Genomic DNA, 13,527 nt, shown 5'->3' with positions numbered 1-13,527 from the left:
GTCGGCGGATGGCCGACGGGGGTCGGCGACGCCCCACCACTTGAGGGAGGCCGGGCTCATGGCATCCTTGCCGAACTTTCCGATCGAAGCGCGCGAGGCGCCCGGTCCGCGTTCCCGCACCGCCGCAGCGCAGCTTGCCCGCCGCCTGCCGGCCTGGCTCGCCGATGGCGACGACGGATCGAGCGAGGCGCCGCGGCGGACGCGCTACCGCACCGTCTGGATCTCCGACATTCATCTCGGCACGCCCGGCTGCAATGCCGACCTGCTCTACGACTTCCTGCGCCAGACGGATTGCGAGACGCTGTATCTGGCGGGCGACATCGTCGACGGCTGGCAGCTGAAGAAGGGCTGGTACTGGCCGGCGCGGCATAACGACATCGTCCGCTGCCTGCTGAAGCAGGCGAAGAACGGCACGCGCGTCGTCTTCGTCCCCGGCAATCATGACGAGATCTTCCGCGATTATGCGGGCCTTGAATTCGGCGGGATCGAGCTTCTGTCCGAAGACATCCACGTCACCGCGGACGGCCGGCGCCTGCTGGTGATCCATGGCGACGAGTTCGACAGCATCATGCTCTACGCCCGCTGGCTCGCCTTTCTTGGCGACAGCGCCTACGTCTTCCTGCTCAAGACCAATTCGGCGGTGAACTGGGTGCGGCGGCGCTTCGGCCTGCCTTACTGGTCGCTGGCGGCGCACCTGAAGAAGCGCGTCAAGAATGCGGTGCAGTTCATCGGCCGTTATGAGGAAGTTGTGGCGCATGCCGCGCGCGAGCGCGGCGTCGACGGCGTCGTCTGCGGCCACATCCATTCCGCCGAGATCCGTCAGTTCGGCGACATCACTTACTATAATGACGGCGACTGGGTGGAGAGCTGCACCGCGCTGGTGGAGCATTTCGACGGCACGATGGAGATCATCGACTGGGCCGAGCAGGTACGGCTTGAGGCGTCCGCGGCGCGCGCGCGGCCGAAGCTGGCGGTGGTGGAGGCATAACCGCACCCCCGTTCGCCCTGAGCTTGTCGAAGGGTCGTCCTTCTTCGTCGCGGGCAAGGACAGTGCTTCGACAGGCTCAGCACGAACGGCTTATCGCATTTCTTACCGACGCCGGTACTCTCCGCTGGATAGGAAGCAGATGAAGATCGCCCTCGTCAGCGATGCGTGGAGCCCGCAGGTGAACGGCGTCGTCCGCACGCTGTCCACCACCGTCGCGCAGCTTCGCAGCGGCGGCCATGTCGTCGAGACGATCACCCCCGATCGCTTCCGCACCATCCCCTGCCCCTCCTATCCGGAGATAAGGCTGGCGCTGGGTGCCGGCCGCGGGGTTGCCGCCATGCTGGCAAGGTTCGCGCCCGATGCGGTGCATATCGCGACCGAAGGGCCGCTCGGCTGGGCGGCGCGGCGCTGGTGCCGGCGCGAGGGGCTGCCCTTCACCACCTCCTTCCACACGCACTTTCCCGATTATCTCGCCATGCGCACCGGCCTGCCGCCGTCGCTGTTCTGGCCGGCGGTGCGGCGCTTCCACGCCCCCGCCGCGCGCGTCTTCGCCGCGACCGCCACGCTGGAGCGGCAGCTGGCCGCGCACGGCCTGCCGCAGACGCACCGCTGGTCACGCGGCGTCGATCTCGCGCGCTTCTCGCCCGACGTGGAGCCCCTGCCCGATCTGGCGGCGCTGCCCGGCCCGGTGCTGCTCTATGTCGGCCGGGTGGCGGTGGAGAAGAATGTCGAGGCGTTCCTCGCCGCCGACGCGCCCGGCAGCAAGGTGGTGGTGGGCGACGGGCCTGCCCGCGCCGACCTTGCGCGCCGCTTCCCCGGCGTCACCTTCACCGGTGCGCTGCACGGCGATGCGCTCGCCGCCGCTTATGCTGCCGCCGACCTGTTCGTCTTCCCAAGCCGCACCGACACGTTCGGCCTCGTCCTGCTGGAGGCGCTGGCGAGCGGGCTGCCGATCGCGGCCTATCCGGTGCCGGGCCCGCTCGACATCGTCGGCGACAGCGCGGTCGGCGTGCTCGACAAGGATCTCGGCAGCGCGATCGCCGGCGCGCTGATGCTGGACCGTGCCGCCTGCCCTGCCTTCGCCGCGAATTTCGGCTGGGATGCATGCACCGCGCAGTTCCTCGCCGGCCTCGCGCCGACCGACACGAAGCTGTCGCATCCGCGCAACCGAATGGTAATCGCCCGCGCCTAGCGCCGCCGAAGATCAAGAGGGGTTCTCACATGACGGTCCGTCGCGCGGCGCTCTGCGCCGCCAGCTTCCTTGCGCTCGCCGCAGCGCCCGCCTGGGGCCAGAATGCGGCGCCATCGGTGGAGGGCGGCAGCGCGGACGAGATCGTCGTCACCGCGCAGCTGCGCGAGCAGGATCCGGTCGAGGTGCCGATCGCCGTCAGCGCGCTGACCGGCAACGAGCTGAGCCGGCTGGGCGTCGAGGATTTCGAGGAATTCTCGCGCTTCATCCCCGGGTTCGAGGTGCAGAACCAGTCGCCCAACAATCCGGGCTTCGTGATGCGCGGCATCACCTCCGACAGTGGCAGCGCGTTCAACGAACCGCGCGTATCCGTCTTCCAGGATGGCGTCTCCATCTCCAAGTCGCGCGGCTCCTATGTCGAGCTGTTCGACGTGGAGCGGGTGGAGGTGTCCAAGGGCCCGCAATCGACGCTCTACGGGCGGGGCGCGCTGATCGGCGCGGTCAACATCGTCCAGAACAAGGCCGATCCGGACGGCTTCTACGGCATGGCCCGCGCCGACTATGGCAATTACGACCAGTATATCGCCGAGGGCATGCTCAACGTGCCGCTGGCCGAGGGCACGGCGCTGCGCGTCTCCGGGCGCTATCGCAAGCGCGACGGCTATGTCGAGAATCTGCTGGGCGGGCCCGACTTTAACTCGGCCGACACTGGCGCGATCCGCGGCAGCTTCCATGTCGAGCGGGAGAAGCTGACCTTCGACCTGATCGGCAATTACCAGAAGGACACGCCGAACGGCACCGCCTTCAAGTCGATCGCCTTCACGCCGACCGATCCGACGACGGGCACCGTGATCGGCACGCGCGGGCGCAACAGCGGCGCGGCGCTGGCGCCGGGTGCGGGCTTCGAGGATGGCCGGCGCCTGGGGCTCGACCGCGAGGTGTGGGGCTTCACCGGCATTGCGCGCTATGCCTTCAGCGACACCGTCGCGCTCACCTCGATCACCGCCTATCGCGAGTTCGACGCGCTGGAGACCTTCGACGCGGACGGCCTATCGCTGCCGATCCTGACCGCGGCGGAAGATGCGCGCGGCAAGCAGACCAGCCAGGAATTGCGGCTGAGCTTCGAGGAGGGGCCGATCACCGCCTTTGTCGGCGGCAGCTACTTCCGCGAGACGGGATCGCAGCGCACGCCGGCGCAGTTCGACGAGCGCGCGCTGCTCGCCCGTTTGGCCGGGCGCCTCAGCGGGCCGAGCGCCGCCCGCCCCGGGACCGATCCGGCGCCCGCCGCCACCTTCGCCTCCACCGCCTTCACCGGCGCGCTGCTGCAGGGCATTGCCGCGGCATCGGGCGTGGCGCTGCCCGCCGCGCAGGCACAGGCGATCGCCGCCAACCTGAAGCCCGCCCACTATGAGACGAGCACCAATTCGAGCCGCACCACCGCCTTCGATATCTTCGGCGACGTTACCTACAAATTGGGCGAGCGGTTCGAGCTTGGGGCGGGCCTGCGCTACACGCATGACGACAAGCGTTCGCGCTACACCGCGTCGGTGCTGAACGGGCGCTCGGTGCTGGGCGGACTGATCGGCGCGCTTTCGCAGCCCGCCGCCACGCGGGCCGCGCTGCTCGGCGCGCTGGCGGTGCCAGGGGCTGCGACGATCCCGCCGTCTGCCGCCTATCCGGTGCCGCTGTTCGGGCTCGGCGCCCAGCCGACCGCGGCGAACGGCGCGGTGGACACCGCGACCCTGAAGGATGACGGCTTCTCCTGGCGCCTGACCGCGCGCTATGCCGCAACCGAGGATGCCAGCCTCTACGCCACCTATGCCCGCGGCCGTCGCCCGCGCGTGCTGGCGGCGAGCAGCCCGGCGGCCCCGTTCGGCGCGACACGTTTCAACCTGCTACCGAACGAGCGGGTGGACAGCTACGAAGCCGGGTTCAAGACGGCGCTGGCGGCACGCACCCTGTTGCTCGACGGCGCCGTCTTCTACTACGATTACAGGAACTTCCAGACGACCGTGCAGCAGGGCACGCAGGTCATCACCACCAATGCGGGGAAGGCGGAAAGCTACGGCTTCGAGGGCCAGGCGCGCTATGTGCCGAGCGATGCGCTGACCGTCTATGCCAGCTACGCCTACAACCACAGCCGGCTGAAGGCGGGCGTGCGCGACGGCAACCGCTTCCGCCTGTCGCCCGATCATTCGGCGGCCCTGGGCGTGATCCTGTCGCAGCCGCTCGGCGGCGGGCGGATCAGCTTCGCGCCGAGCGCGACGTATCAGAGCCGCGTCTATTTCGACGACGACAATGACCTGCCCGCGCTGCAGCAGCCGCCGGCTGCCCTCGTTGCCGACCTGATCCGCGACGAGACGCAGAAGGGCTTCGCGCTGGTCAATGCCCGCCTCGGCTATGGCCCGGAGGATGGCGGCTGGCGGATCGAGGCGTTCGTCGAGAATGCGTTCGACAAGAAATATACCAAGGACGCGGGCAACACCGGCGACGCACTCGGCCTGCCCACCTTCATCGCGGGCGATCCGCGCTATTACGGGGTCAGCGCGACGATCCGGTTCGGGGCGCGCTGAGCCCCGGACCCGAGGTGGTCAGCCGCGATCGAACGCGGCGACCAGCTCGACATGGATCGACCAGCGGAACTGGCCGACCGGGCGCACCCAGGCCAGCCGCCAGCCGGCATCCACCAAGGTCCGCGCGTCGCGCGCGAAGGTGGCGGGGTTGCACGACACGTAAGCGATGCGGCCGATCCCCGAGGCGGCGAGTGCGGGCATCTGCTCCTTGGCGCCCGCCCGCGGCGGATCGAGCACCACCGCGTCGAAGCGGCCGAGCTCCTTGGCATCGAGCGGGCGGCGGAACAGGTCGCGATGCTCGACCAGCACGGGCCGCTGCACCCGCCCTGCCGCGGTGCGCAGCGCCAGTGCCGCATCGCGTGCGCCTTCCACCGCCAGCACCTTGCCGCCGAGCGCCAGCGCGAAGGTGCCGAGGCCCGCAAACAGATCCGCCACCGTCGCCGCATCGCCGACCGCCTCGCGCACGCCCGCGACCAGAGCCGCCTCGCCATCCGCCGTGGCCTGGAGGAACGCACCGACGGGCAGCGGCACCTGTACGCCGCCGAGCGTGACCGTCACGCCCGCCGGCTCCCACCGCGGCTCCGCGCCATAGCCTTCGTCGAGCGACAGGCGAGCGAGGCCATGCGCCTGCGCGAAATCGGTCAGCGCCTCCGCCGCGGCGAGCCCCTCCGCCCTGACCGGGCCGATGCTCGCATCGACACCCTGATCCGCCAGCGTCAGCGAGACGGACGCGACACCCTTCGACGGCAGGAGCTGGCCGAGCAGCTGGCGCAGCGGCGCGACGAGGGCGAACAGAGCGGGCGCGAGGATGTGGCATTCGCGCATGTCGACGATGGCGTGGCTCTTCTCCTCACGGAAGCCGAGCAGCACCGCCTTGCCCATGCGCTGCGCGTGCAAGGTGGCGCGGCGGCGCGAGTTTGGCGGGGAGAGGTGCGGCGCGCGGATCTCGGCGGAGAGACGCTGCGAGGCGAGCGCGCCGCCCACCCGCTCGACCAGGAAGGCGCGATAGGCCTCGTCATCCACCTGCTGGATCTGGCAGCCGCCGCAGCGCGGGAAATGACGGCATGGCGGCACGATGCGGTGCGGCCCGGCCACGGCGACGCCATCGACGATCGTGTCGCCGGGCGCGGTCAGCGGCCAGTGGCTGCCATCTTCCGCCACGCCGTCGCCACGCGCCGCCAGTCTCAGGATGTTCATGCGCACGCTCCTCTGGCAGCCGCGAGGTGCGTGACGAGATCGTCGGCGATCAGCGCCGGGCCGGCCCGCCGCGCGGCATCGCCGTGCAGCCACAGGCCGGCACACGCCGCCTCGAACGGCGGCAGCCCGCCGGCCAGCATCGCACCGATTGCCCCCGCCAGCACGTCCCCCGTCCCCGCGCTGGCCAGCCAGCCAGGTGCGGGTGGGGCGATGCCGATACGGCTATCGGGCGCGGCGACCACGCTGTCGGCCCCCTTCAGCAGCACGACCGCGCCGGCCCGCCTTGCAGCAGCGCGCGCGCGCTCGATCTTGCTGCCGGGCATGTCGCCGAACAGCCGGGCGAACTCACCCTCATGCGGCGTCAGCACCGCCGGAGCCTCGAGCGGCAGGCGATCGCGGAGCAGCGCCAGCGCATCGGCATCGAGCACGAGCGGCCGTCCCGCGGCAAGCGCCGCCTCCAGTCGCGCCCGCGCATCATCATCGCGGCCGAGCCCCGGCCCGACAACGATGGCGCCGATCCGCGCGTCGGTCAGCAGGTCGGGCGACCAGCGGCGCCGCACCAGCGCGTCCGCTCCACCCGCTCCCTCATCGGCCAGCAGCACATAGCCAGCGCCCGCGCGCTGCGCCGCGCCCGCCGCCAGCAGGGCCGCGCCCGGCATCGCGCCGGGCACCACCGCGACCATGCCGCGGCTATATTTGTGATCGGCGGGGCCCGGCTCCGGCAGCAGCGGCCGGGCGATCCGATGCATCGTCGCGCCGGGCGCGGGCACGCCGATATCCGCCACCGCCACCCGCCCCATCAGCGCGGCGGCGGGCTGGAGCAGATGCGCGGGCTTGAGGCTGCCGAGCGCCAGCGTCAGGTCGAAGCGCGGCACCGGGCCGAGCACCGCGCCATCGTCGCTGCCGACGCCGCTCGGCAGATCGACCGCCAGCCGCAACGCCGCGCCCGCGGCCAGCCGGTCGAGCGGAGCCGCAATCGCATCGTCGAGCGGCCGGGTGAGGCCGGTGCCGAACAGCGCGTCGATCAGCAGCGGCGCGGCGGGCGCGTCTTCCAACGGCACGACCGGGCCGTCCCACGCCGCACGCGCAGCGCGGGCCGCATCGGTACGCGGCGGTGCCCACGCGGCGACGTGCACCGAAACGCCGCGCGCGCGCAGCCGCCGCGCTGCGACATAGCCGTCGCCGCCATTGTTGCCCGGGCCGCACAGGATCAGCGTGGGGCAGCCCCCGGCAAAGCGCCACGCCGCCTCCGCCACGGCGGCACCGGCCCGCGCCATCAGCGTGTCGACGCTGGTCCCCGCGGCGATGACGGCCGCTTCCGCGGCCCGCATTTCCGCCGCGGTCAGGATGGGATCGCTCACGGGCGCAGCGGCTTGCCCTTGACGGTTGCGGGCAGGCGATAACGGTCGCCGCCGACCGTCACCTCGATCTCACGCGAGCCGCTCACCTTGACGACCGCCGCCTCCGCGCCGTCGGCAGCGACCACGCCGCGTCCGTCGCGCGTGACGAGCAGCTTGCGAAAGCCGCCGTCCGGATTGCGGATCGTCAGCACCAGCCCCTCCGGGCCGGCGACGCGCTCCATTGTGCATTCGCGCGAGAAATCCCCCGCACCGCCGGTCGCGCACAGCACCTTGCCCTTGTCCGCCGCGACCGCGGCCGGGCCGCTCGCCTCCGGCGTCTCGCCCGAACAGGCGGCGGCGAGCAGGAGGAGCGCGACCGAACTAGATATCCGCATAAACATGGGTCTCCGCGCGCGCGCCGGGATGGGTCACCGCGCCTTGCCAGGCCGGGCCGACATTACGCGCATAGCGCCACAATGCGCCGGAATTATAGTCCGTCGTGCGCGGCACCCAGCTCTTGCGGCGCTCGGCCAGCACGGCCTCGTCGACGAGGAGGTCGATCGTACCCGCCTCCGCATCGATGCGGATCGTGTCGCCGTCCTCGACCAGCGCGATCGGGCCGCACTCCGCCGCTTCGGGACCGACATGGCCGATGCAGAAGCCGCGCGTCGCACCGGAGAAGCGTCCGTCGGTGATCAGCGCCACCTTTTCGCCCATGCCCTGGCCGTAGAGCGCGGCGGTGGTGGACAGCATCTCGCGCATGCCGGGCCCGCCCTTTGGACCCTCATAGCGGATGACGATGACGGAGCCTTCGGCGATGTCGCGCGCCTCGACCGCGGCGAACGTATCCTCCTCACAGTCGAACACGCGCGCCGGCCCTTCGAACTGGAGGCGGTGCATGCCCGCGACCTTCACGATGGCACCATCGGGCGCGAGGCTGCCGCGCAGGCCGACGACGCCGCCGGTCGGCGTGATCGGCGTCCGCGCATCGTAGATCACCTTCTGGTCGGGGTTCCACGTCACGCGGTCGATATTCTCGGCGAGCGTGCGGCCGGTGACGGTCATGCAGTCGCCATGGAGCAGGCCTTCGGCGAGCAACGTCTTCATCAGCATGTAGACGCCGCCTGCCTCATGCATGTCCTTGGCGACATATTTGCCGCCCGGCTTCAGGTCGGCACAGTAAGGCGTGGTCTTGAAGATCTCGGCCACGTCGAACAGATCGAACGCGATCCCCGCCTCGTTCGCCATTGCGGGCAGGTGCAGCGCGCCGTTGGTCGAGCCGCCAGTCGCCGCGACGATCCGGGCTGCATTCTCAAAGGCTTGGCGCGTGCAGATGTCACGCGGCCTGAGGTTGCGGGCGATCAGCTCCATCACCTGCACGCCCGCCGCATGGGCAATCTGTTCGCGCGACGTATAAGGGGCCGGCACCATGTTGCTGTTCGGCAGGGACAATCCGATGGCCTCGCCGACGCAGGCCATCGTGTTGGCGGTGAACTGGCCGCCGCACGCGCCGTGGCCCGGGCAGGCGACCTTCTCCAGCGCATGCACCTCCTCGATCGGGCAGGCCTGCGCGGCATAGCGACCGACCACCTCGAACACGTCGACGACGGTCACGTCGCGCCCGTCGAACCGGCCGGGCAGGATCGAGCCGCCATAGACGAAGATGGACGGCACGTTCAGGCGCAGCATCGCCATCATCATGCCCGGCAGGCTCTTGTCGCAGCCCGCAAAGCCGACCAGCGCGTCATAGCAGTGGCCGCGGACGGAGAGCTCGACCGAGTCGGCGATGACCTCTCGGCTGACCAGCGAGGACTTCATGCCTTGGTGGCCCATGGCGATGCCGTCGGTGACGGTGATCGTGTTGAACCGCCGCGGCATGCCACCGCCCGCGATCACCCCCTCACGGCAGACATCCGCCTGCGCATCCAGCGTGGTGTTGCAGGGCGCGCTGTCATTGCCCGCGCTGGCCACCGCCACGAACGGCCGGGCAATCTCCTCCTCGGTCAGGCTCATCGCGTAATAATAGCTGCGGTGCGGCGCACGTTCGGGCCCGACCGAGACGTGGCGGCTGGGCAGGCGCGACTTGTCGAAACGCTCGGTCATTGCGTCAATCCATTGTTCGATCGGCGCCGCTTTCGCGGGTTAGCCGGTGGGGGTCAATGGAACGCTGCCGCAACTTTCGCAATGATCGGGGCCAGCGTGGCACACCATTGCTCTACACCGGTGGCGTCTCCAATCAGATCCTGTCGCACCTCAAGGCCGAGATAAGGCAGGCCGTTCGCCTCGCCATGCCGGTTCATCGTCGCGTTCAGGACCGTGCCCGAATAAGGTTGGTTGTCCCCGGTCACGATGCCCGCCGCCTCCAGCAGCGGGATGGCGATGCGGGCGGCGCGTGCATCCTGGTTGTAGAGCACGCCCACCTGCCATGGACGCGGTTCGTCGCTGCTCTTCAGACGCGGTGTGAAGCTGTGCAGCGAGACGAGCATGGCCGGGCGCGCCGCGGCGATCGTGGTGGTGAGCGCATCGTGATAAGGCTGCCAAAAGCGCGCGATCCGCGCCGTCCGGTCCACCCCTTCATTACCGGCGATGGCGTGTCCGTCGCTGACCAGCGGGATCAGCCCGGCGGCATCCTCCTCCCGGTTGAGATCGATCACCAGCCGCGAGACGCCGCCCAGCAGCGCCGCGCAGCCCAGGCGATTGCACAGCGCAGCGGCAAGCGGCGCCACGCCGATATCGATGGCGACATGCTCGTTCAGCAGCGCGGGATCGATGCCGAGATCGATATCCGCCGGCACATGGTTCGACGCATGGTCCACGACGATCAGCACGCCGCCGGCTGACGGCTGGCCGATAAGCTGCCACCCCTCACTCATCGCGCGATCCTCGCCTTGGCCCAGACGGCAAAGGCGGGAGAGCCGAGGCCATCCTCGAACGACTCCTCAGCACCATCGACCATGTGTTTGAGCTTGTTCACGCTTTCCCAGTCGTTCGCGGCAATCGCGCCCGCCATCGCCTCCGCCTCCCTGAGAGGATCCGGAGCGATCATGTCGACGAGGCCGATCCGCGCCGCCTCCTCCGCGTCGATGGTTGCGCCCGTCGCGAGCAGGCGGATGGCGTGGGCTCGCCCGACGAGTGCCGTCAGCCGCGCGACGTCGGCGGGCGGGTAGAGGATGCCGAGCCTGGCGGGCGGGATTGAGAAGCGCGCGGCGGTGCCGGCCAGCCGCAGATCGCACGCCATGGCCAGCGCGACGCCCGCGCCATGGCAAGGCCCGTCGATCGCCGCCACTGTCGGCATCGGCAAGGCCGCCAGCGCCGCGAACGCATCCGCCATCGCGCGGTGGAACACGGCCCGCCCCTCACGATCCTCGGCCAGCCGGGCCAGCTCGTCCAGATCGGCCCCCGCGCAGAAGGCCGGACCCGACCGCGCGTGGAGGATCACCGCCGCGGGCCGCTCCGCCGCAACCTGCGCCACGACCCGGCCGAGTTCTGCCCAGCCCGCCAGCGTCACGGCATTGCGCGCCGCCGGCCGGTCGATGACGATCCGGGCGATGCCGCCCGCCGCTTGCCATGTGAACATCGCACCGCTCTGCACGGTGGGGCAGTCTCTGTCACCACCCCCCATCGGGCGACGCCTAGCCGCCGCTGATGCCGACGATAACCGTGCCCAGCCCGTTGCAGTTGTGGCACGTCTCGCCATCCACCTTGCCGTCGCCGCCGCACACCGGGCAGACATTCTCGCCCGTATTTGGCGTGCCTTCGGGCGCAGCATCGCCGGGGTTCATCGGGCCTGTGTTCAGGGGATCGGTCATGGGGTCACCTCCGCCTGGCTGAACGAGCGGGAGCAGGGCTAGCTCCGGCTCGGCAGTGTCGCGCGCCTCGAGGTGCGAGAGCGTGACGCCGATCAGACGCACGCCCGCCCGCAGCGGCATGACGCCGCGGGCGAGGCTCAGCGCCACCTCGGCCAGCGCCGCCTCGCTGGCGACGGTGGCGCGCAGCGTGCGGGCGCGGGTGATCTGGCGGAAATCCTGATATTTCACCTTCAGCGTGACGGTGCGCCCGGAAATGCCGGTCCGCTCGACCCACTGCCACACCGACGCCGCCTGCGCGCGCACGCCCGCCTCCATCCCTGCCCAATCGGTCACGTCCTCGCTGAAGGTGCGTTCCGATCCGGAGGACTTGCGCTCGCGGTTCGACGAGACGCGCCGCTCATCCTCGCCGCGTGCGATGCGATGGAACCAGCCGCCCGCCTTGCCGAACCGCGCCGTCAGAAAGGCGAGATCGGCGCGGGCGAGATCCGCCCCCGTGCGGATGCCGAGCGCGTGCAGCTTTTCCGCGGTGCGCGGGCCGATGCCGTGCAGCCGGCCGATCTCCAGCCCCGCGACGAAGGTGGCGCCCTGCCCCGGCGGCACGACGAACAGGCCATCGGGCTTCCGCTGATCCGACGCGAGCTTGGCGAGCAGCTTGTTGTAGGACACGCCCGCGCTCGCCGTCAGGCCCGTTTCCGCGCGGATGCGGGCGCGGATCTCCTCCGCCGTCGCAGTAGCGGAGGACAGGCCACGGCGATTTTCCGTTACGTCGAGATAGGCCTCGTCCAGCGACAGCGGCTCGACCAGATCGGTATAGTCGAGGAAGATGGCGCGGATCTGCTGCGACACCTGGCGATAGACCTCGAACCGCGGCCGCGCGAACACCAGATCGGGGCAGCGCCGCCGCGCGGTGATGCCCGGCATGGCGGAGCGCACGCCGAACGCGCGCGCCTCGTAGCTTGCCGCCGCCACCACGCCGCGCTGCCCGCCGCCGCCCACCGCCACCGGGCGGCCGCGCAGGGCCGGATCGTCACGCTGCTCCACCGAGGCGAAGAAGGCGTCCATATCGACATGGATGATCTTACGGAGCGCGGACATGGGAGGGCGGTGTCGAGGGTTCCACGGCTTCGTTCGGGCCGCCATGCGGTGCCGGTCAGGATCGCCCGTTCCGCCATCCGGCGCAAGAACAAACCGCGAAACTCGCCTGCGGTGCCCGACGCGCAACCTCTCGTCGCATAGCAGGCACGGCTGACAGCGTGCGCCATGATCCGTTCATCGGCTGGTAGCAAGCTGGGTGAAGGCCGGGATAGAGACGGACGGCCCGGCAGAGCGGCGGGCCGGTTAGATCCATGGGCATGGGAGCATCTGGATGCTGATAAACCCCGAAGGCATGGTGATCGACGATCAGGTGAAGCTGGAGCGGCGCCCCCTGCTGGAGCGCGGGCCGATGCCGACGGTGCGCGGCATCATCGTCCACCAGACCGGATCATCCACCGCCGCCTCTTCGCTGGCGAGCTATCAGAACAGCTCGACGGGCGCGCACTTCCTGATCGACAAGGACGGCACGACCTATCAGACCGCCTCCGTTCACCAGCGCTGCAACCATGTCGGCAAGCTGCGCTCGCGCTGCGTGGCGGAGCATGCCTGTGCCCCGCGCGAGGCCGCGCAGATCAACGCCATGTCTCCAACCACGCGTAACCGGCACGAAGCGGCCAAGGACGTGCCCGCCCGCTATCCCGACAATCGCGACAGCATCGGCATCGAGCTGGTCGGCCGCGCAGTGCTTGTCGCCGGGCAAGCCGAGGCGCAGTATGAATCGGTGACCGCGGAGCAGAACCGAATGCTGGTTTGGCTGATCGATGGCCTGTGCGAGCAGCTGAAGATCAATCGCACCGAGATCTTCCGTCATCCCACCGTCTCGCAGAAGACCCCCTCCGAGGCGAGCACGGCGCGGTGGTGAGCGTGACGATCCGCCATGCCGCCGCGGCGCTGACGCTCGCCGTGCTGCCGCTCCAGCCGGTCCTCGCCGCCAGCGGGCTGCCGAGGGTCACCGCTGTCACCATCCAGCGCAACGGCGCGCGCTCCGCGGCGGTGAGTGGCGACGAGAGCGCGGCCTATTGCCGCCGCTTCCGCCTGACGCCGGCCGAGGTGCGCGGCTATTTCCGCGATGCCGATCCGGTCGACCAGCAGGCCTATGTCCACGATCTCGACATGTCGCGCTGCCATGCGGCGGGCACCGTGCGGCTCGCGGACGGACGCCGGGGGCGCTGGACGATCGATCTCGCCCGGCGCGGCATGCTCACCATTGCGGGGCGGCCGGCGCGCTATTTCTACTGCCTGTCCTGCCGCTCGCCGAAGTTCGACGAGGTAGACGCCGAGACGGCGGACACGGCGCGCGACCTCATCCGGCGCGCGCGAAAGGCACGCTGACCCA

General features: G+C 70.3%; 11 protein-coding genes and 1 pseudogene. 5 read left to right on the top strand and 7 right to left on the bottom strand.

Annotation, left to right across the window (positions count from 1 at the left end; genetic code table 11):
• The first annotated feature begins 58 nt into the window (after window positions 1-58).
• From BM360_RS00820 to BM360_RS00810, 3 genes are all read left to right on the top strand, one after another.
• Entirely contained in the window at window positions 59-988 is a 930-nt protein-coding gene (locus BM360_RS00820; RefSeq protein ID WP_093309423.1) for a UDP-2,3-diacylglucosamine diphosphatase, read from the top strand.
• Between the two features lie 139 nt (window positions 989-1,127).
• A complete protein-coding gene (locus tag BM360_RS00815) occupies window positions 1,128-2,180 on the top strand; it encodes a glycosyltransferase family 4 protein (protein WP_093309421.1) in 1,053 nt (350 codons plus the stop codon).
• Between the two features lie 29 nt (window positions 2,181-2,209).
• Entirely contained in the window at window positions 2,210-4,750 is a 2,541-nt protein-coding gene (locus BM360_RS00810) for a TonB-dependent receptor (protein ID WP_093309420.1), read from the top strand.
• 18 nt (window positions 4,751-4,768) lie between these two features.
• On the opposite strand, the gene BM360_RS00805 is transcribed toward BM360_RS00810, so the two are convergent.
• The 7 genes and pseudogenes from BM360_RS00805 to dinB all read right to left on the bottom strand — a co-directional run.
• A complete protein-coding gene (locus BM360_RS00805) occupies window positions 4,769-5,947 on the bottom strand; it encodes a class I SAM-dependent RNA methyltransferase (protein WP_093313524.1) in 1,179 nt (392 codons plus the stop codon).
• On the bottom strand, window positions 5,944-7,308 hold the full coding sequence (locus BM360_RS00800) for an NAD(P)H-hydrate dehydratase (RefSeq protein ID WP_278247379.1): 1,365 nt from the start codon (window positions 7,306-7,308) through the stop codon (window positions 5,944-5,946). The genes BM360_RS00805 and BM360_RS00800 overlap by 4 nt, the downstream gene beginning before the upstream one ends.
• Complete coding sequence (locus BM360_RS00795; RefSeq protein ID WP_093309418.1) at window positions 7,305-7,682, bottom strand: hypothetical protein; 378 nt, start codon at window positions 7,680-7,682, stop codon at window positions 7,305-7,307. Before BM360_RS00795 ends, BM360_RS00800 begins: the two co-directional genes overlap by 4 nt.
• Complete coding sequence (gene ilvD / locus BM360_RS00790) at window positions 7,669-9,390, bottom strand: dihydroxy-acid dehydratase (protein WP_093309417.1); 1,722 nt, start codon at window positions 9,388-9,390, stop codon at window positions 7,669-7,671. The genes BM360_RS00795 and ilvD overlap by 14 nt, the downstream gene beginning before the upstream one ends.
• A 53-nt stretch (window positions 9,391-9,443) precedes the next feature.
• Entirely contained in the window at window positions 9,444-10,160 is a 717-nt protein-coding gene (locus BM360_RS00785) for an N-formylglutamate amidohydrolase (protein WP_093309415.1), read from the bottom strand.
• Window positions 10,157-10,864, bottom strand: a complete 708-nt coding sequence (locus tag BM360_RS00780; RefSeq protein ID WP_165611162.1) for an enoyl-CoA hydratase/isomerase family protein — start codon at window positions 10,862-10,864, stop codon at window positions 10,157-10,159. Before BM360_RS00780 ends, BM360_RS00785 begins: the two co-directional genes overlap by 4 nt.
• A 262-nt stretch (window positions 10,865-11,126) precedes the next feature.
• Window positions 11,127-12,236 (bottom strand): annotated as a pseudogene (dinB, locus tag BM360_RS00775) (DNA polymerase IV); the annotation flags it as partial.
• Between the two features lie 226 nt (window positions 12,237-12,462).
• Between dinB and BM360_RS00770 the strand changes: the two are divergent.
• Window positions 12,463-13,053 (top strand): peptidoglycan recognition protein family protein, encoded by a 591-nt coding sequence (locus BM360_RS00770; protein ID WP_093309411.1) that lies wholly within the window; start codon window positions 12,463-12,465, stop codon window positions 13,051-13,053.
• Window positions 13,050-13,523 (top strand): hypothetical protein, encoded by a 474-nt coding sequence (locus tag BM360_RS00765; protein WP_131819141.1) that lies wholly within the window; start codon window positions 13,050-13,052, stop codon window positions 13,521-13,523. The genes BM360_RS00770 and BM360_RS00765 overlap by 4 nt, the downstream gene beginning before the upstream one ends.
• The last annotated feature ends 4 nt before the right edge of the window (window positions 13,524-13,527 follow it).

It is taken from the genome of Sphingomonas jatrophae (assembly GCF_900113315.1).
GTDB classification, from domain to species: Bacteria; Pseudomonadota; Alphaproteobacteria; order Sphingomonadales; family Sphingomonadaceae; genus Sphingomonas_P; species Sphingomonas_P jatrophae.
The sequence above is the reverse complement of the archived record's forward strand: the minus strand, read 5'-3'. Positions and strand labels throughout refer to the sequence as shown.

Excerpts from the sequence above, each read along its gene's own strand:
- BM360_RS00805 (WP_093313524.1), bottom strand. The coding sequence starts at position 5,947 with ATGAACATCCTGAGACTGGCGGCGCGTGGCGACGGCGTGGCGGAAGAT.
- ilvD (WP_093309417.1), bottom strand. The coding sequence starts at position 9,390 with ATGACCGAGCGTTTCGACAAGTCGCGCCTGCCCAGCCGCCACGTCTCG.
- BM360_RS00780 (WP_165611162.1), bottom strand. The coding sequence starts at position 10,864 with ATGTTCACATGGCAAGCGGCGGGCGGCATCGCCCGGATCGTCATCGAC.
- BM360_RS00770 (WP_093309411.1), top strand. The coding sequence starts at position 12,463 with ATGCTGATAAACCCCGAAGGCATGGTGATCGACGATCAGGTGAAGCTG.
- BM360_RS00820 (WP_093309423.1), top strand. The coding sequence starts at position 59 with ATGGCATCCTTGCCGAACTTTCCGATCGAAGCGCGCGAGGCGCCCGGT.
- BM360_RS00795 (WP_093309418.1), bottom strand. The coding sequence starts at position 7,682 with ATGCGGATATCTAGTTCGGTCGCGCTCCTCCTGCTCGCCGCCGCCTGT.
- BM360_RS00810 (WP_093309420.1), top strand. The coding sequence starts at position 2,210 with ATGACGGTCCGTCGCGCGGCGCTCTGCGCCGCCAGCTTCCTTGCGCTC.
- BM360_RS00815 (WP_093309421.1), top strand. The coding sequence starts at position 1,128 with ATGAAGATCGCCCTCGTCAGCGATGCGTGGAGCCCGCAGGTGAACGGC.
- BM360_RS00785 (WP_093309415.1), bottom strand. The coding sequence starts at position 10,160 with ATGAGTGAGGGGTGGCAGCTTATCGGCCAGCCGTCAGCCGGCGGCGTG.